Below are 12,438 nucleotides of genomic sequence, written 5' to 3' on the forward strand. Positions count from 1 at the left end.
CCTCCCACTTGTCGTCCCGGGCCCAGAGCGTAGTCACACCCGGCGGTCCCGGACAGGGCGCGGAAGGGGCTCGCGCCGGTCCGGGACGACCTGGTGTCAGCGGGTGGGAGGCTCGGCTCCGACCAGCCACATGGAGAAGAACTGCGCCCCGCCGCCGTACGCGTGACCGAGCGCCTTCCGGGCCCCCGGCACCTGGTGTTCGCCCGCCTGTCCCCGGACCTGCAACGCGGCTTCGGCGAAGCGGATCATGCCGGAGGCGCCGATGGGGTTGGTGGAGAGCACTCCGCCCGAGGGATTCACGGGCAGGTCGCCGTCGAGTTCGGTGACGCCGGACTCGGTGAGCTTCCAGCCCTCGCCCTCGTCGGCGAAGCCGAGGTTCTCCAGCCACATCGGCTCGTACCAGGAGAACGGCACGTACATCTCCACCGCGTCGATCTCCCGTCGCGGGTCGCTGATTCCCGCCTGCCGGTACACGTCGGCGGCGCAGTCCCGGCCCGCCCGTGGCGAGACGAAGTCCTTGCCGGCGAAGAGGGTCGGCTCGCTGCGCATCGCGCCGCCGTGCACCCAGGCGGGCGGATGCGGCGAACGGGCCGCTCCGGCGCGGTCGGTGAGGATCATCGCGCAGGCCCCGTCGGAGGACGGGCAGGTCTCCGAGTAGCGGATCGGGTCCCAGAGCATCGGCGCCGACCGGACCTTCTCCAGGGTGATGTCCGGGTCGTGGATGTGCGCGTACGGATTCTTGAGCGCGTTGCGGCGGTCCTTGTACGCTACGAGGGAACCGACCGTGTCCGGCGCCCCGGTGCGGCGCATGTACGCCCGCACGTGCGGGGCGAAGAAGCCGCCCGCTCCGGCCAGCAGCGGCTGCTGGAACGGGATGGGCAGCGAGAGCCCCCACATGGCGTTGGACTCGGACTGTTTCTCGAAGGCGAGCGTGAGGACGGTGCGGTGCACCCGTGCGGAGACCAGATTGGCCGCGACGAGTGCGGTGGAGCCGCCGACTGAGCCCGCGGTGTGCACCCGGAGCATCGGTTTGCCGACCGCGCCGAGGGCGTCGGCGAGATAGAGCTCCGGCATCATCAGGCCCTCGAAGAAGTCGGGCGCCTTGCCGATGACGACGGCGTCGATGTCCGCCCAGGTCAGTGCCGCGTCCTCCAGTGCGCGGACGGCGGCCTCGCGGACGAGTCCGGCGATGGAGACGTCCCGGCGCGCGGACACGTGCTTCGTCTGGCCGATACCGACGACGGCCACGGGCTCCTCAGGCATGAGCGCTCTCCCCTTCGAGGACGGCGACCAGGTTCTGCTGCAGGCAGGGCCCGGAGGTGGCGTGGGCGAGCGCCCGGTCGGACTCGCCGCGGTGGATGCGGGCAGCGGCCTCGCCGAGGCGGATCAGCCCGGCGGCCATGACGGGATTGGCGGCCAGTGCGCCGCCGGACGGGTTGACGTTCACGTTGTCGCCGAGCCCGAGCGCCTTGCGCAGGACGACTTCCTGGGAGGTGAACGGGGCGTGCAACTCGGCGGTGTCCACCGGTCGTTCGAAGACTCCGGCGCGGGTGGCGGCGAGCCGGGTGGACGGTGATTCGGTCAGCTCCCGCAGCCCGAGGCCATGGGCCTCGATGCGGTGGTCGATGCCGCGGATCCAGGCGGGGCGGGGGCACAGGGCCCGTGCGGTGTCTCCGGCGGCGAGGATCACGGCGGCCGCGCCGTCACCGACCGGCGGGCAGTCGCCGGTGCGCAGTGGCTGCACGACGTAGTCGCCGGCCGGGACCGGTCCCTTGAACTGGGCGTGCGGGTTGTCCGCCGCGGCGGCGCGGCTGCGGTGGGCGATCGCGGCGAGGGCGGCCTCGTCCGTGTCGCCCGCGTCGATCAGCGCCTGGGCCTGGAGGGCGGCGAGTGCGACGGAGTCCGGCCAGAGCGGGCCGACGTAGTACGGGTCGAGCTGGCGGGTGAGGACATCGCGCACCTTGCCGGGCGAGGACTTTCCGTAGGAGTAGACGAGCGCGGTGTCCGCCTGGCCCGTCTGGATCTTCACCCAGGCCTCGTACAGCGCCCAGGCACCGTCCATCTCCACGTGGGACTCGGAGATCGGGGGGTACGCGCCGACGCCGTCGAGGGCCATGGTGAAGGAGAAGGCGCGGCCCGCGAGATAGTCGCTGGAGCCGGAACAGGTGAAACCGATGTCGCTGGCCCTGAGCCCGGTCGCGTCGAGGACCCGGTGGAGGACGGGCATCAGCATCTCGACCTCGGAGAGTTCGTCGGTCTGCCGCAGATGGTCCGTCTGCGCGAAGGCGACGATCGCCACGTCTCGCATCTAGAGCAGCTCCTTGTACACGTCGTAGTCGGCGTCGGGCTCGCCGGTCGGCCGGTAGTGGTCGGGGTGCCGCCCGCCCTCGGTCCAGACGGGTTCGACGCGCAGGCCCATGCGCACCTGGTCGTACGGAATGCCGCCGATCCGCGCGTGCAGGGCGAGGTCCGCGCCGTCGAGTGCGATGTGCGCGTAGACGTACGGGACTTCGATGTCGAGGTTCTTCGCCTTGATGTTGACGATGCAGAACGTGGTCACGGTGCCGCGCGGGCCGACCTCGACCTGTTCGGCGGTGGCGACTCCGCAGGTGGGGCAGGCGCCGCGGGGCGGTACGTACACCTTGTGGCAGGACGGGCAGCGCTCGCCGACGATGCGCTGCCGGGAGAGTGCGCCGAGGTACGCGCTCTGGGCGCGGCCCGGGGTGTACCGGTAGTCGAGCCTGGCGGGGGTGACGATGCCGGTGACGGGGTCGGTGAACTCGCCGTCGTGCGGGGCGTACTGCCCGGTGTCCTCGCCGTCGTACGGCTCGAAGCAGGCGATGTCCGTGATCGCGCCGGTCCGCTCGGGGGCCCAGCGAATCCGTACCCGCATGCCGGTGCGTACGGCTTCGGGGCCGGGTGCGGCGAGGGCGTGCAGCAGCGCGGTGTCGGCGCCGTCGAGCCGGACGAGGACCCAGGCGAAGGGGGTGTCCAGGGGCTGGCCGCGGCGCGGGGCGGGGTTCCAGGCCCAGGTGGTGACGGTGCCGGTGGCGGCGACCTCGGTCAGTTCGCGGATCTCCTCCGCGGTGACGGGGTCGTACTCGACGGGCGGGACCAGGACCTTTCCCTCGCCGGTGCGTACGCCGAGGACGGTGCGTTCGCGCAGTCCGGTGAGGAAGGCGCTCTGGACGGGTCCGAGGGAGCGGGTGAAGGGGAATTCGACCACCAGCGGTGCGCTGAGGGCTTCGGGCACGGTTGCCTCCTCGGCTCAGGCGCGCCGGTAGACGGGCGGGCGCTGCTCGGCGAAGGCGCGGGCGCCTTCCTTGGCGTCGTCGGTCGCGAAGATCGGCCAGCCGCGTTCCAGTTCGGCGGCCAGCCCCTCGGTCTCGGTCATCTCGGCGGTCTCGTACACGGAGGCCTTGACGGCCTCGACGGCGAGCGGTCCGCAGGCGTTGATCCGCTCGGCGACGGCGAGGGCCTCCTCCAGCGCGGTGCCGTCGGGGACGACCCGGCCGATCAGCCCGATGCCGGCCGCTTCCGCGGCGCTGTACGGGCGTCCGGTGAGGAGCATTTCGAGTGCGTGCGTCCGGGCGATCTGGCGTGGCAGCCGGACCGTCGACCCTCCGATGGGGAAGAGCCCGCGCCGCACCTCGAAGAGCCCGAAGGTGGCGCCCGCCCCGGCGATCCGGATGTCGGTACCCTGGAGGATCTCGGTGCCGCCCGCGACGCAGTGGCCCTCCACCGCGGCGATGACCGGTTTGCGGGGGCGGTGGTGGCGCAGCATCGCCTTCCAGTGCAGATCGGGGTCGGCGGTCATCCGGTCCCGGTACTGCTCGCCCGCCATTCCCTTGCCCGCCAGGGCCTTGAGGTCCATACCGGCGCAGAAGCAGCCGCCCGCGCCGGTCAGGACGACCGAGCGGATCGTGTCGTCCTCGTCCGCCGCGAGCCAGCCGTCGTACAGCCCGACCAGCATCGGCAGCGACAGGGCGTTCTTCGCCTCCGGCCTGTTCAGGGTGAGCACCAGCGTGGCGCCCTCGCGCCGCACGCCGAGGTGTTCCGTACCAGCCATTGTCCGCCTCCCATCCAAAGACCTAGAACAGGTTGCAGTAGGTGGTGGCCCAGTTCAATAGTTTTCTGACAGCTAGTCAGATTTCCTTGGCGGCACCTCTTCCCAGTTGCGCCTCCCGGCGCTCTAATGACCGCCGAGCCAGTCAGCTTCCGGGGTCAGGAGGAACGGTGGAGTACAACCTTGCCGACCTGTTCGAGTCGGTCGTCGACGCGGTCCCGGAACGCGAGGCGCTCGTCTACCTCGACCATCCCGGTACGGGTGCGGAGCGCCGGCTGACGTACGCGGAGCTGGACGCGGCGGCCAACCGCGTCGCCCACCATCTGATCGAGGCGGGCATCGCCCCCGGCGAGCATCTGGGGCTGCACCTCTACAACGGGGTCGAGTACCTCCAGACCGTGCTGGCCTGCCTCAAGGCCCGCATCGTCCCCGTCAATGTGAACTACCGCTATGTGGAAGAGGAGTTGGTCTACCTCTACCGCGACGCAGATCTGGCCGCGCTGGTCTTCGACGCCGAGTTCGACGAGCGGGTCGCGGCCGCCGCGCCGAAGGCCCCGGGCCTGCGTCATCTGGTGCGGGTGGGCGCACCGGAGGCGGGGGGCCGGAGCCCCGACGCCGTCGCGTTCACCGATGCCGAGGCGGCCGGGAGTCCGGAGCGCGGCTTCCCGCCGCGGTCGGCCGACGACCAGTTCATCATCTACACGGGCGGCACCACCGGAATGCCCAAGGGCGTGATGTGGCGCCAGGAGGACCTCTTCTTCTCCGGCCTGGGCGGCGGCGCACCGACCGGCGAGCCGGTGAAGACACCGCAGGAGCTGGCCGAGCGGGTCGCCGCCGGCGGTGACGGGATCACCTTCTTCCCCACTCCACCGCTGATGCACGGCACCTCGACACTCACCGCCTTCATCGGTTTCAACTTCGGGCAGCGGATCGTGGTGCACCGCAAGTTCGTGCCCCAGGAGGTGCTCCGTACGATCGAGAAGGAGAAGGTCACCAGTGTGTCGCTGGTGGGCGATGCGATGCTGCGGCCACTGATCGACGCGCTGAAGGGCCCGCTGAAGGGCACCGACTGCTCGTCGATGTTCTCCGTGTCCAGCTCGGGCGCGATCATGTCGGACTCAGTGCGCGCGGAGTTCCAGGCACTCGTGCCGACGGTGATGCTGCTGAACAACTTCGGCTCGTCGGAGTCCGGGTTCAATGGCACGGCCACGGCCGACTCGGGTCCGAAGAACGGCTTCCGGCTCCAGGTCAACTCCCGTACGGCGGTGGTCGATCCGGCCACGTACGAGCCGGTGGCCCCGGGTGAGCCGGGGCGGATCGCCCAGCGCGGACACGTGCCGCTCGGGTACTACAACGACCCGCAGAAGACCGCGGAGACCTTCTTCCGCAGGGGCGACGAGCGATGGGTCCTGCTCGGTGACATGGCGACGGTCGACGAGGACGGCATCGTCACGGTCCTCGGCCGCGGCTCGCAGTGCATAAACACCGGGGGCGAGAAGGTGTACCCCGAGGAGGTCGAGCAGGCGCTGAAGGCCCATCCGGACGTGTACGACGTACTGGTCGCCGCGGTGCCCGACGACCGGTGGGGCAACCGTGTCGCGGCGGTGGTGCAGCTGCGCGAGGGGGCGTCCGAGCCCTCGCTCGACGAGCTCCAGGCCCACTGCCGGACCCGTCTGGCGGGCTACAAGCTCCCCCGTCGGCTGGTGATCACCCGCCGGATCCAGCGCTCGCCGAGCGGCAAGGCCGACTACCGGTGGGCCCGCTCGGTCGTCGCACCCCGGCGCGAACCCGGGGAATGAGGGCGGGCCCGGCCGCGCGGGCGGACCGGGCCCGGCCGCCGGGCGGCGGGTCCCCAGTAAGCCATTCGGGCACGCTCCGAACCCATCCGCTCACCCTATGTGGCCGCCGGGAGGGATCGCCCATAACTTCGGCTCATGAGGAAACGAAACATCACGATCCTTGTCCCCGTCGCGGTCCTCTCGGCCGCGGGATGCGGGATGTCCGTCCCCTCCGCCTCGGCCACGGACTCGCACGAGGTCCGTCCGGGCCAGTCGATCCAGAAGGCGGTGGACGCCGCCCGGCCGGGTGACACCGTCGTCGTGCTGCCCGGCACGTACCGGGAGAGCGTCCTGGTCACCAAGCCCGGCCTGACCCTGCGCGGCTCCGGCAGCGGGACCGTGCTGCGGCCGGCCGAGCCGGGTGCGAAGGCCGCCAACGCCTGCGCGAAGACCGGCAGCGGAGTCTGCGTCCTGGGCAGGGCGGGCGGGACCGTGGACGGTGTGCGCATCGACTCGCTGACCGTCTCCGGCTTCAAGAAGAACGGCGTCTGGGCCTCCTGGACCGACCGGCTGACCGTCCGGCGGGTGACCGCCGAACACAACGGCGTCTGGGGCATCGCCCAGGAGCGCTCCACCCGCGGCGCCTTCACGGGCAACACCGCCCGTGCCAACGGCGACGCGGGCATCTTCGTCGCGAACACCGTGGACAAGGAGGGCGGCGCCACCGACACCCGGGGCACCGAGCTCCGGGACAACACACTCACCGACAACCGGATCGGTTTCACCGCCAGGCGGGTGCGCAACCTGTCGGTCCACGGCAACAGCTTCACCGGCAACTGCACCGGTGTGTTCGTCGTGGGCGACGAGGGCAAGCCGCAGGCCGGAGCGATGAAGATCGAGTCCAACAAGGTCACCGGCAACAACAAGTTCTGCTCCGCGACCGAACGGCTGCCGGCCCTCCAGGGCTCCGGCATCGTGCTCACCGGCGCCGCGGACACCAAGGTGCGCTCGAACACGATCCGCGACAACTCGGGCGCCACCCCGATGTCCGGCGGTGTCGTCCTGTTCAAGAGCTTCGTGGGCACCAAGAACACCGGCAACGCCATCAGCGACAACGTCGTGCTCGGCAACAAGCCGGCCGACCTCGCCAATGGGGACACCGGTAAGGGCAACACGTTCACCGACAACGTCTGCGCCAAGTCCGCACCGGCCGGGATGTGCTGACCGGTGCACCCCCGCACGAGGAGAAGCGAAACAGCATGACCACTGTGAGCCCCACCCCCACACCCACCCCCGTACACGCCGCCCTCCCGCACCCCGTCACTCCCCCGCAGCCGGCCATGCAGCTGCGTGAGCTCGTCTTCGGCGCGGCCAGGGCCGCCGCCGTGCGCGCCGCCGCCCGGCTGGGCGTCGCCGACGCGCTGGGCGAGACGCCCGCGACGGCGCAGGAACTCGCGGCCCTGGTGAAGGCCGAGCCGGCGCCGCTGCGGCGGCTGCTGCGCGCCCTGTCCTGCTACGGGATCTTCACCGAGACCCCGGACGGGCAGTTCGCCCACACGGAGATGTCACGCCTGCTGCGCAAGGACGACCCCAACAGCCTGCGCGACATCTCACTGTGGTGCACCGAGCCCTGGACCTGGGACGTCTGGCCGCACCTCGACGACGCGGTACGCACCGGCAGGAGCGTCTTCGCGGACGTGCACGGCAAGGGGTTCTTCGACTACCTCCACCAGGAAGCCCACGAGTCCGCGCAGATCTTCAACCGCGCGATGACCACCTCCAGCATGCAGTCCGCGCTGGACGTCGCCGAACTCCTCGACCTCACCGGGGTGTCCTCGGTCGCCGACATCGGCGGCGGCCAGGGGCACGTGGTGGCGAGCCTGCTGGAGAAGTACCCGTCGCTCCACGGCACCCTGATGGACCTGCCGGGCGTGGTGGCGCGGGCGGACGCCCGGCTGCGGGACGAGGGCGCGCTCGTCGACCGGACCCGGATCGTCGCCGGGGACTGCCGTGAGGCCATCCCCGTCGAGGCCGACCTCTACATCATCAAGAACATCCTGGAGTGGGACGACGACAGCACCCGCCGGACGCTGCGCAACGTCGTCGCGGCGGCCCGCCCGGGAGCCAGGGTCGTCGTCATCGAGAACCTCGTCGACGACACCCCCTCGATGCGGTTCACCACCGCGATGGACCTGCTGCTGCTCCTCAACGTCGGCGGCGCGAAGCACACCAGGGAGAGCCTGGTCACCCGGATCTCCGACGCCGGGCTGTTGATCGGCGAGGTCGTCGCGGTCAACGCCTACCTCCACGCGTTCGAGTGCGTGGTCCCCGACTGACCGCCCCTCCCCCGGACGGAAATCGCCCCGGGTCCGGCCTTTCGGCCGGACCCGGGGCGATCGTCGGTCTCAGAGCCTGTCGGGGGTGCCGCGCTCCCACCGGTAGAACTCGTGGGCCATGGCGTCCTTGGGACCACGCCAGGTCAGCGGGTCGTACGCGCTGACGTAGGCGGTGAGCTTGTCGCTGATGTCCTTGAACTCCGGGTGCTCGGTCACCTTCGCGATCTCGGGGCCCGGCGGCTGCTCCGACTCGATCAGGTGCAGATACACGTCGCCGAACTGGAAGAGCTTGCGCCTCGTGACGCCGACGAGGTGCGGCAGTTCGCCGCTGTCGGAGGCCGCGAACAGTTCGGCGATGTCCGGCGCCGAACCAGGGGCCATCCGGGCGACGATCAGAGCGTGGTGCATCGGGAGATGCCTTTCTGGTTCCCGTCCCGGCACCCGGCCGGGTGGCCGGGTGGCGAGTCGTGGGCGGATGGCGGGTCAGTTGGCCCCGACCGAGGCGGTGCGGCGCTCCCGGTCGCGCTGCTCGATCTTGTCCCGGATCAGCTCCATCTGGACCTTGGAGTTGCGGTTGATGTTGTCGGTCATCCAGGCGTCGTCGACGGGTGCGTCGGGACGCATCGCGAAGTCCTGGGCCCAGTGCATCTTGGTGCCGCCGGGAACCTCCGAGTACTCCCAACGGATGTTCATGTGCTGGAACGGACCGGGCTCCACACGGCGGGCACGGACGGTGCGGTTGGCACGGTCCACGGTCCGCTCGGAGACCCAGCTCCACACCTTGTCGTTCTCATCGGGGTGCATCGTCAGACGGAAGGTCGTGCTGTCGCCGTCCCGCTCGATGACCTCGACCGCGGCGTACTCGCTGAACAGCCGCGGCCAGTTCTCCAGGTCGTTCGTCACGTCCCAGACCAGGTCCAGGGGGGCGGCGATGGTGATCTCGTTCTCGGTGTGTCCGGGCACGTCAGGCTCCTGTCATGAGGCTGTTGTTGACGAGGTCGAGGAATTCCTGGGGGGTCTTGCAACGGTCGGCATCGGCCGGCAGCGCCCGGCCGTGCCGGTTCTCCAGCACGCCCACGATGCCGAGCAGGCCCAGCGAGTCGAGGCCGTACTCGTCGAAGGCCGAACTGGGGCGCTGCTCCATGTCGCGCGGGTCGACGGTGACTCCGGCGCCCTTCTTCATCAGGACGGCGAGTTCCGTGTAGGTCAGTCGGTCGGTCATGAGGACTTCTCCTTCTCACGCTTGGGGGTCGGTGGAGCGCCGCAGCACCATCGCCGCGTTCGAGCCCATGAGCCCACGGCTGAGCACCAGCGCCGTCCGCAGTTCGGCGGGGCGGGCGCTGCCGGTGACCACGTCGAGGTCGTGGCACACCTCGAAGACGTTCGGGGTGGGCGGTATGAGCGCGTTCTCCATGGAGAGCACCGCGGCGGCCGCGTCCAGCACCGGGGCACCGCAATAGGCGCGCCCGATACCTGTCTTGGGCGCCGTCACCGGCACCCGCCTGCCGTGCGCGCCGAGGGCGTCGGCGATCGCCAGCGCCTCGGCGCGGTCGGCCACGGGCACACCGAGGGCGTCCGCGAAGACGACGTCGATCTCGTCCGGCGCGCAGTCGGCCTCCCGCAGGGCGCCGATGATCGCCTGGGCGAGGCCCTCCCGGGACTCCTCCCACCTCGACGCTCCGGTGAACGTGGCTGCGTGTCCGGCGAGTTCGGCCCGGACCTTGGCCCCGCGCCGGCGCGCCGACTGCTCCTCCTCGACCACCAGCATGGCGCCGCCCTCGGCCGGCACGAAGCCGCAGGCCTCCGAGGTGAACGGCCGGTAGGCGCGGGTGGGGTCCTCGACGGTACTCAGGTCCTCGTACCCGAGCTGGCAGACGACCGAGTAGGGCGCCAGGGGGGCCTCGGCCGCTCCGACCACCACCGCTTCGGCGCCGCCGCGGATCGAACGGGCGGCGTGCGCCAGTGCGTCCAGACCGCCGGCCTCGTCGCTGGCCACGACCGCGCACGGCCCCTTGAAGCCGCCGCGGATCGAGATCTGGCCGGTGCTGGCCGCGTAGAACCAGGCGATGGACTGGTACGGGCCCACGTAGCTGGACCCCTGTCCCCAGAGCCGCTGGAGTTCACGCTGGCCGAATTCGCCCCCGCCGGACCCGGCAGCGGTCACCACGCCGATGTCGAAGGGTGAATCCTCGTAGTCGGCGCGGCCGAGCCGGGCGTCGTCCAGCGCGATGTCCGCGGCGGCCATCGCGAAGTGCGTGAACTTGTCGGTCTGGACAAGGAATCGCTCCTCGATCAGCTCGACCGCCTCGAATCCCCGCACCTCGCCCGCGACGCGCAGGGGCAGGTGTTCGCAGCCCTCGCGGGTGACCCGGTCCAGGACGCTCATTCCTTCGTGCGTCCGCTTCCAGAAGGCCTCGGTGTTACTGCCGTTGGGGGCGACCACACCGATGCCGGTGACGACGGTGCGCCGGGCTTTGCGGGTTCTCATGGTGTCCTCCCACCTGTTCGGGTCAGGGCCACCGCCGACTGGAAGCCACCGAATCCGCTGCCCACCGAGAGGACGCTGCGCAGCTTCAGGGGACGCGCGGTGCGCGGCACGTAGTCGAGGTCGCATTCGGGGTCGGGATGCTCGTAGTTCGCCGTCGGCGGCACCGTCTGGTGGACCAGGGCGAGTACGCAGGCCGCGATTTCTATCGCGCCGATCGCCCCCAGCGAGTGGCCGACCATGGACTTGATCGAACTCATCGGGATATCGAAAGCGTGTGCGCCCAGTGCCCGCTTCACTGCGGCCGTCTCGTGCCGGTCGTTCTGCTTGGTGCCCGAGCCGTGCGCGTTGACGTAGTCGATCTGCGACCCGTCCATACGGGCGTGGCCCAGCGCCCGGTTGATCGCCTCGGCCATCTCCAGGCCCTCGGGGGTCAGCCCGGTCATGTGGTAGGCGTTGCCGAAGGTGGCGTAGCCTGCGATCTCGCAGTACACGGTGGCGCCGCGGGCACGGGCGTGTTCCAGCTCCTCCAGGACGAGGACCGCCCCGCCCTCGCCCATGACGAAGCCGTCGCGGCGTGCGTCGAACGGCCGGGAGGCGTGCTCGGCGTCGTCGTTGTTCGCCGACGTGGCCTTGATGGCGTCGAAGCACGCCACGGTGATCGGGGTGATCGGTGAGTCCGACGCACCGGCGATGCACACGTCGACGCGGCCCTCCTCGATGGACTGGAAGGCGTACCCGATCGCGTCCAGGCCGGAGGTGCAGCCCGTGGAGACGGTCTGCACCGGACCGTGCGCGCCGACCTGCTCGGCCACCGCCGAGGCGAGGGTGCTGGGTGAGAAGGCCCGCTCCAGGTGGGGGCCGGCCGACCGGTGGTCGACGTCCCAGCGGGCACCGCTCTCGCTGACGGCGACGTAGTCGTGCTCCAGCCGGGTGGTGCCGCCGACCGCGGTGCCCAGCGACACCCCCATCCGCCAGGGGTCCACCTTCTCCGGGTCGAGGCCCGCGTCGCCGAGGGCCTCCCTGGCGGCCACCATCGCGAACTGGATGTAGCGGTCCGACCGGTCGACGGTGGCGGCGTCCAGCCCGTGCGCCGCCGGGTCGAAGTCGCACTCGGCGGCGATCCGGGAGCGGAATCCGGCTGGGTCGAAGAGCGTGATGCCCCTGGTCGCGGTGCGTCCGTTCGCGAGGAGGTCCCAGAACGCCGGTGCGCCGATCCCGCCGGGGGCGACGACACCCACGCCGGTGACCGCCACCCGGCGGGTCACGAGGCGGCCTCCGTTCGTTCCGGAGGCGCGACGCGGTCGGCGGATTCGGTGTGCTCGGTGTCGACGTGGCCGAGCTCCGGACGCGGGGCGAGCGGGCCGAGGTGGAAGACCATGCGTGCCTCGACGTCGCCCACGTTGCGGAATCGGTGGCGTACATGGGGAGGAATCAGCAGGCCCTGGTCGGGCCGCATCCGGTGCGGTTCACCGTCCAGATCCACTTCCAGCAGACCGTTCACGACGTACACGAACTCCTCGGAGTACGGGTGGTAGTGCTCGCCGATGCGGTCGCCGGGCTGAACGATCGCCAGCCCCATGAAGCCACTGGTGGCTCCCACCGCTGTCGGCGTGAGCATGGCGCGAAGATCCCCTCCACGCCTGCGGTTGGGCTGCGTCTCACTGAGGTCCACGATGCGTGGCCGGTGCGTGGTCATGACTGCCTTCCTCCTGGCGCATTGCGCGTTGTGTTGACGGGTTGAGCGAGAACCCCCCAGGGTGCGGATGCGCG

13 protein-coding genes are annotated in these 12,438 nt (G+C 70.8%); 3 read left to right on the forward strand and 10 right to left on the reverse strand.

The genetic code is table 11. The features are described 5' to 3' along the window. Positions 1-96 precede the first annotated feature (96 nt). The 4 genes from ACFVX4_RS28670 to ACFVX4_RS28685 are packed head-to-tail and all read right to left on the reverse strand — an operon-like array spanning position 97 to position 4,069. Positions 97-1,263: a thiolase domain-containing protein gene (locus ACFVX4_RS28670; protein WP_389982336.1), complete on the reverse strand. Its 1,167-nt coding sequence runs from the start codon at positions 1,261-1,263 to the stop codon at positions 97-99. Continuing rightward, positions 1,256-2,308 carry a thiolase domain-containing protein gene (locus ACFVX4_RS28675; protein WP_389982339.1) on the reverse strand — a complete coding sequence of 351 codons (1,053 nt, stop codon included), beginning with the start codon at positions 2,306-2,308 and terminating at the stop codon, positions 1,256-1,258. Before ACFVX4_RS28675 ends, ACFVX4_RS28670 begins: the two co-directional genes overlap by 8 nt. Continuing rightward, on the reverse strand, positions 2,309-3,253 hold the full coding sequence (locus tag ACFVX4_RS28680; protein WP_389982342.1) for a Zn-ribbon domain-containing OB-fold protein: 945 nt from the start codon (positions 3,251-3,253) through the stop codon (positions 2,309-2,311). It lies immediately after the preceding gene. A gap of 15 nt (positions 3,254-3,268) precedes the next feature. Continuing rightward, positions 3,269-4,069, reverse strand: a complete 801-nt coding sequence (locus ACFVX4_RS28685; protein ID WP_389982345.1) for a crotonase/enoyl-CoA hydratase family protein — start codon at positions 4,067-4,069, stop codon at positions 3,269-3,271. Positions 4,070-4,236: 167 nt separating this feature from the next. Here ACFVX4_RS28685 and ACFVX4_RS28690 point away from each other — a divergent pair, with 167 nt between their 5' ends. The 3 genes from ACFVX4_RS28690 to ACFVX4_RS28700 all read left to right on the forward strand — a co-directional run bounded on the left by ACFVX4_RS28690 (position 4,237) and on the right by ACFVX4_RS28700 (position 8,180). Next, complete coding sequence (locus tag ACFVX4_RS28690) at positions 4,237-5,865, forward strand: acyl-CoA synthetase (protein ID WP_389982348.1); 1,629 nt, start codon at positions 4,237-4,239, stop codon at positions 5,863-5,865. Between the two features lie 135 nt (positions 5,866-6,000). Then, positions 6,001-7,068, forward strand: coding sequence for a nitrous oxide reductase family maturation protein NosD (locus tag ACFVX4_RS28695; protein WP_389982351.1), 1,068 nt, complete (start codon positions 6,001-6,003; stop codon positions 7,066-7,068). Between the two features lie 35 nt (positions 7,069-7,103). Continuing rightward, entirely contained in the window at positions 7,104-8,180 is a 1,077-nt protein-coding gene (locus ACFVX4_RS28700; RefSeq protein WP_389982354.1) for a methyltransferase, read from the forward strand. A gap of 69 nt (positions 8,181-8,249) precedes the next feature. Here the strand turns inward: ACFVX4_RS28700 and ACFVX4_RS28705 are convergent, their stop codons facing one another. The 6 genes from ACFVX4_RS28705 to ACFVX4_RS28730 all read right to left on the reverse strand — a co-directional run bounded on the left by ACFVX4_RS28705 (position 8,250) and on the right by ACFVX4_RS28730 (position 12,364). Beyond that, positions 8,250-8,588 carry a TcmI family type II polyketide cyclase gene (locus tag ACFVX4_RS28705; RefSeq protein WP_389982357.1) on the reverse strand — a complete coding sequence of 113 codons (339 nt, stop codon included), beginning with the start codon at positions 8,586-8,588 and terminating at the stop codon, positions 8,250-8,252. A gap of 75 nt (positions 8,589-8,663) precedes the next feature. After that, the gene (locus ACFVX4_RS28710; RefSeq protein WP_266424109.1) at positions 8,664-9,143 is read right to left on the reverse strand and encodes an SRPBCC family protein; all 480 of its coding nucleotides are present in this window, start codon (positions 9,141-9,143) and stop codon (positions 8,664-8,666) included. 1 nt (position 9,144) lies between these two features. Beyond that, entirely contained in the window at positions 9,145-9,402 is a 258-nt protein-coding gene (locus tag ACFVX4_RS28715; RefSeq protein WP_389982360.1) for an acyl carrier protein, read from the reverse strand. Between the two features lie 15 nt (positions 9,403-9,417). Further along, complete coding sequence (locus ACFVX4_RS28720; protein WP_389982363.1) at positions 9,418-10,668, reverse strand: ketosynthase chain-length factor; 1,251 nt, start codon at positions 10,666-10,668, stop codon at positions 9,418-9,420. Beyond that, entirely contained in the window at positions 10,665-11,933 is a 1,269-nt protein-coding gene (locus ACFVX4_RS28725; RefSeq protein WP_389982366.1) for a beta-ketoacyl-[acyl-carrier-protein] synthase family protein, read from the reverse strand. The genes ACFVX4_RS28720 and ACFVX4_RS28725 overlap by 4 nt, the downstream gene beginning before the upstream one ends. Further along, the gene (locus ACFVX4_RS28730; protein WP_389982369.1) at positions 11,930-12,364 is read right to left on the reverse strand and encodes a cupin domain-containing protein; all 435 of its coding nucleotides are present in this window, start codon (positions 12,362-12,364) and stop codon (positions 11,930-11,932) included. Before ACFVX4_RS28730 ends, ACFVX4_RS28725 begins: the two co-directional genes overlap by 4 nt. Positions 12,365-12,438 lie beyond the last annotated feature (74 nt).

Source organism: Streptomyces sp. NPDC058240, assembly GCF_042882135.1.
Lineage (GTDB): Bacteria > Actinomycetota > Actinomycetes > Streptomycetales > Streptomycetaceae > Streptomyces.

What these genes read in the sequence shown, in the direction of transcription:
- ACFVX4_RS28685 (WP_389982345.1), bottom strand. Translation starts at nt 4,069, where the DNA reads ATGGCTGGTACGGAACACCTCGGCGTGCGGCGCGAGGGCGCCACGCTG.
- ACFVX4_RS28720 (WP_389982363.1), bottom strand. Translation starts at nt 10,668, where the DNA reads ATGAGAACCCGCAAAGCCCGGCGCACCGTCGTCACCGGCATCGGTGTG.
- ACFVX4_RS28695 (WP_389982351.1), top strand. Translation starts at nt 6,001, where the DNA reads ATGAGGAAACGAAACATCACGATCCTTGTCCCCGTCGCGGTCCTCTCG.
- ACFVX4_RS28705 (WP_389982357.1), bottom strand. Translation starts at nt 8,588, where the DNA reads ATGCACCACGCTCTGATCGTCGCCCGGATGGCCCCTGGTTCGGCGCCG.
- ACFVX4_RS28700 (WP_389982354.1), top strand. Translation starts at nt 7,104, where the DNA reads ATGACCACTGTGAGCCCCACCCCCACACCCACCCCCGTACACGCCGCC.
- ACFVX4_RS28675 (WP_389982339.1), bottom strand. Translation starts at nt 2,308, where the DNA reads ATGCGAGACGTGGCGATCGTCGCCTTCGCGCAGACGGACCATCTGCGG.
- ACFVX4_RS28715 (WP_389982360.1), bottom strand. Translation starts at nt 9,402, where the DNA reads ATGACCGACCGACTGACCTACACGGAACTCGCCGTCCTGATGAAGAAG.
- ACFVX4_RS28730 (WP_389982369.1), bottom strand. Translation starts at nt 12,364, where the DNA reads ATGACCACGCACCGGCCACGCATCGTGGACCTCAGTGAGACGCAGCCC.
- ACFVX4_RS28670 (WP_389982336.1), bottom strand. Translation starts at nt 1,263, where the DNA reads ATGCCTGAGGAGCCCGTGGCCGTCGTCGGTATCGGCCAGACGAAGCAC.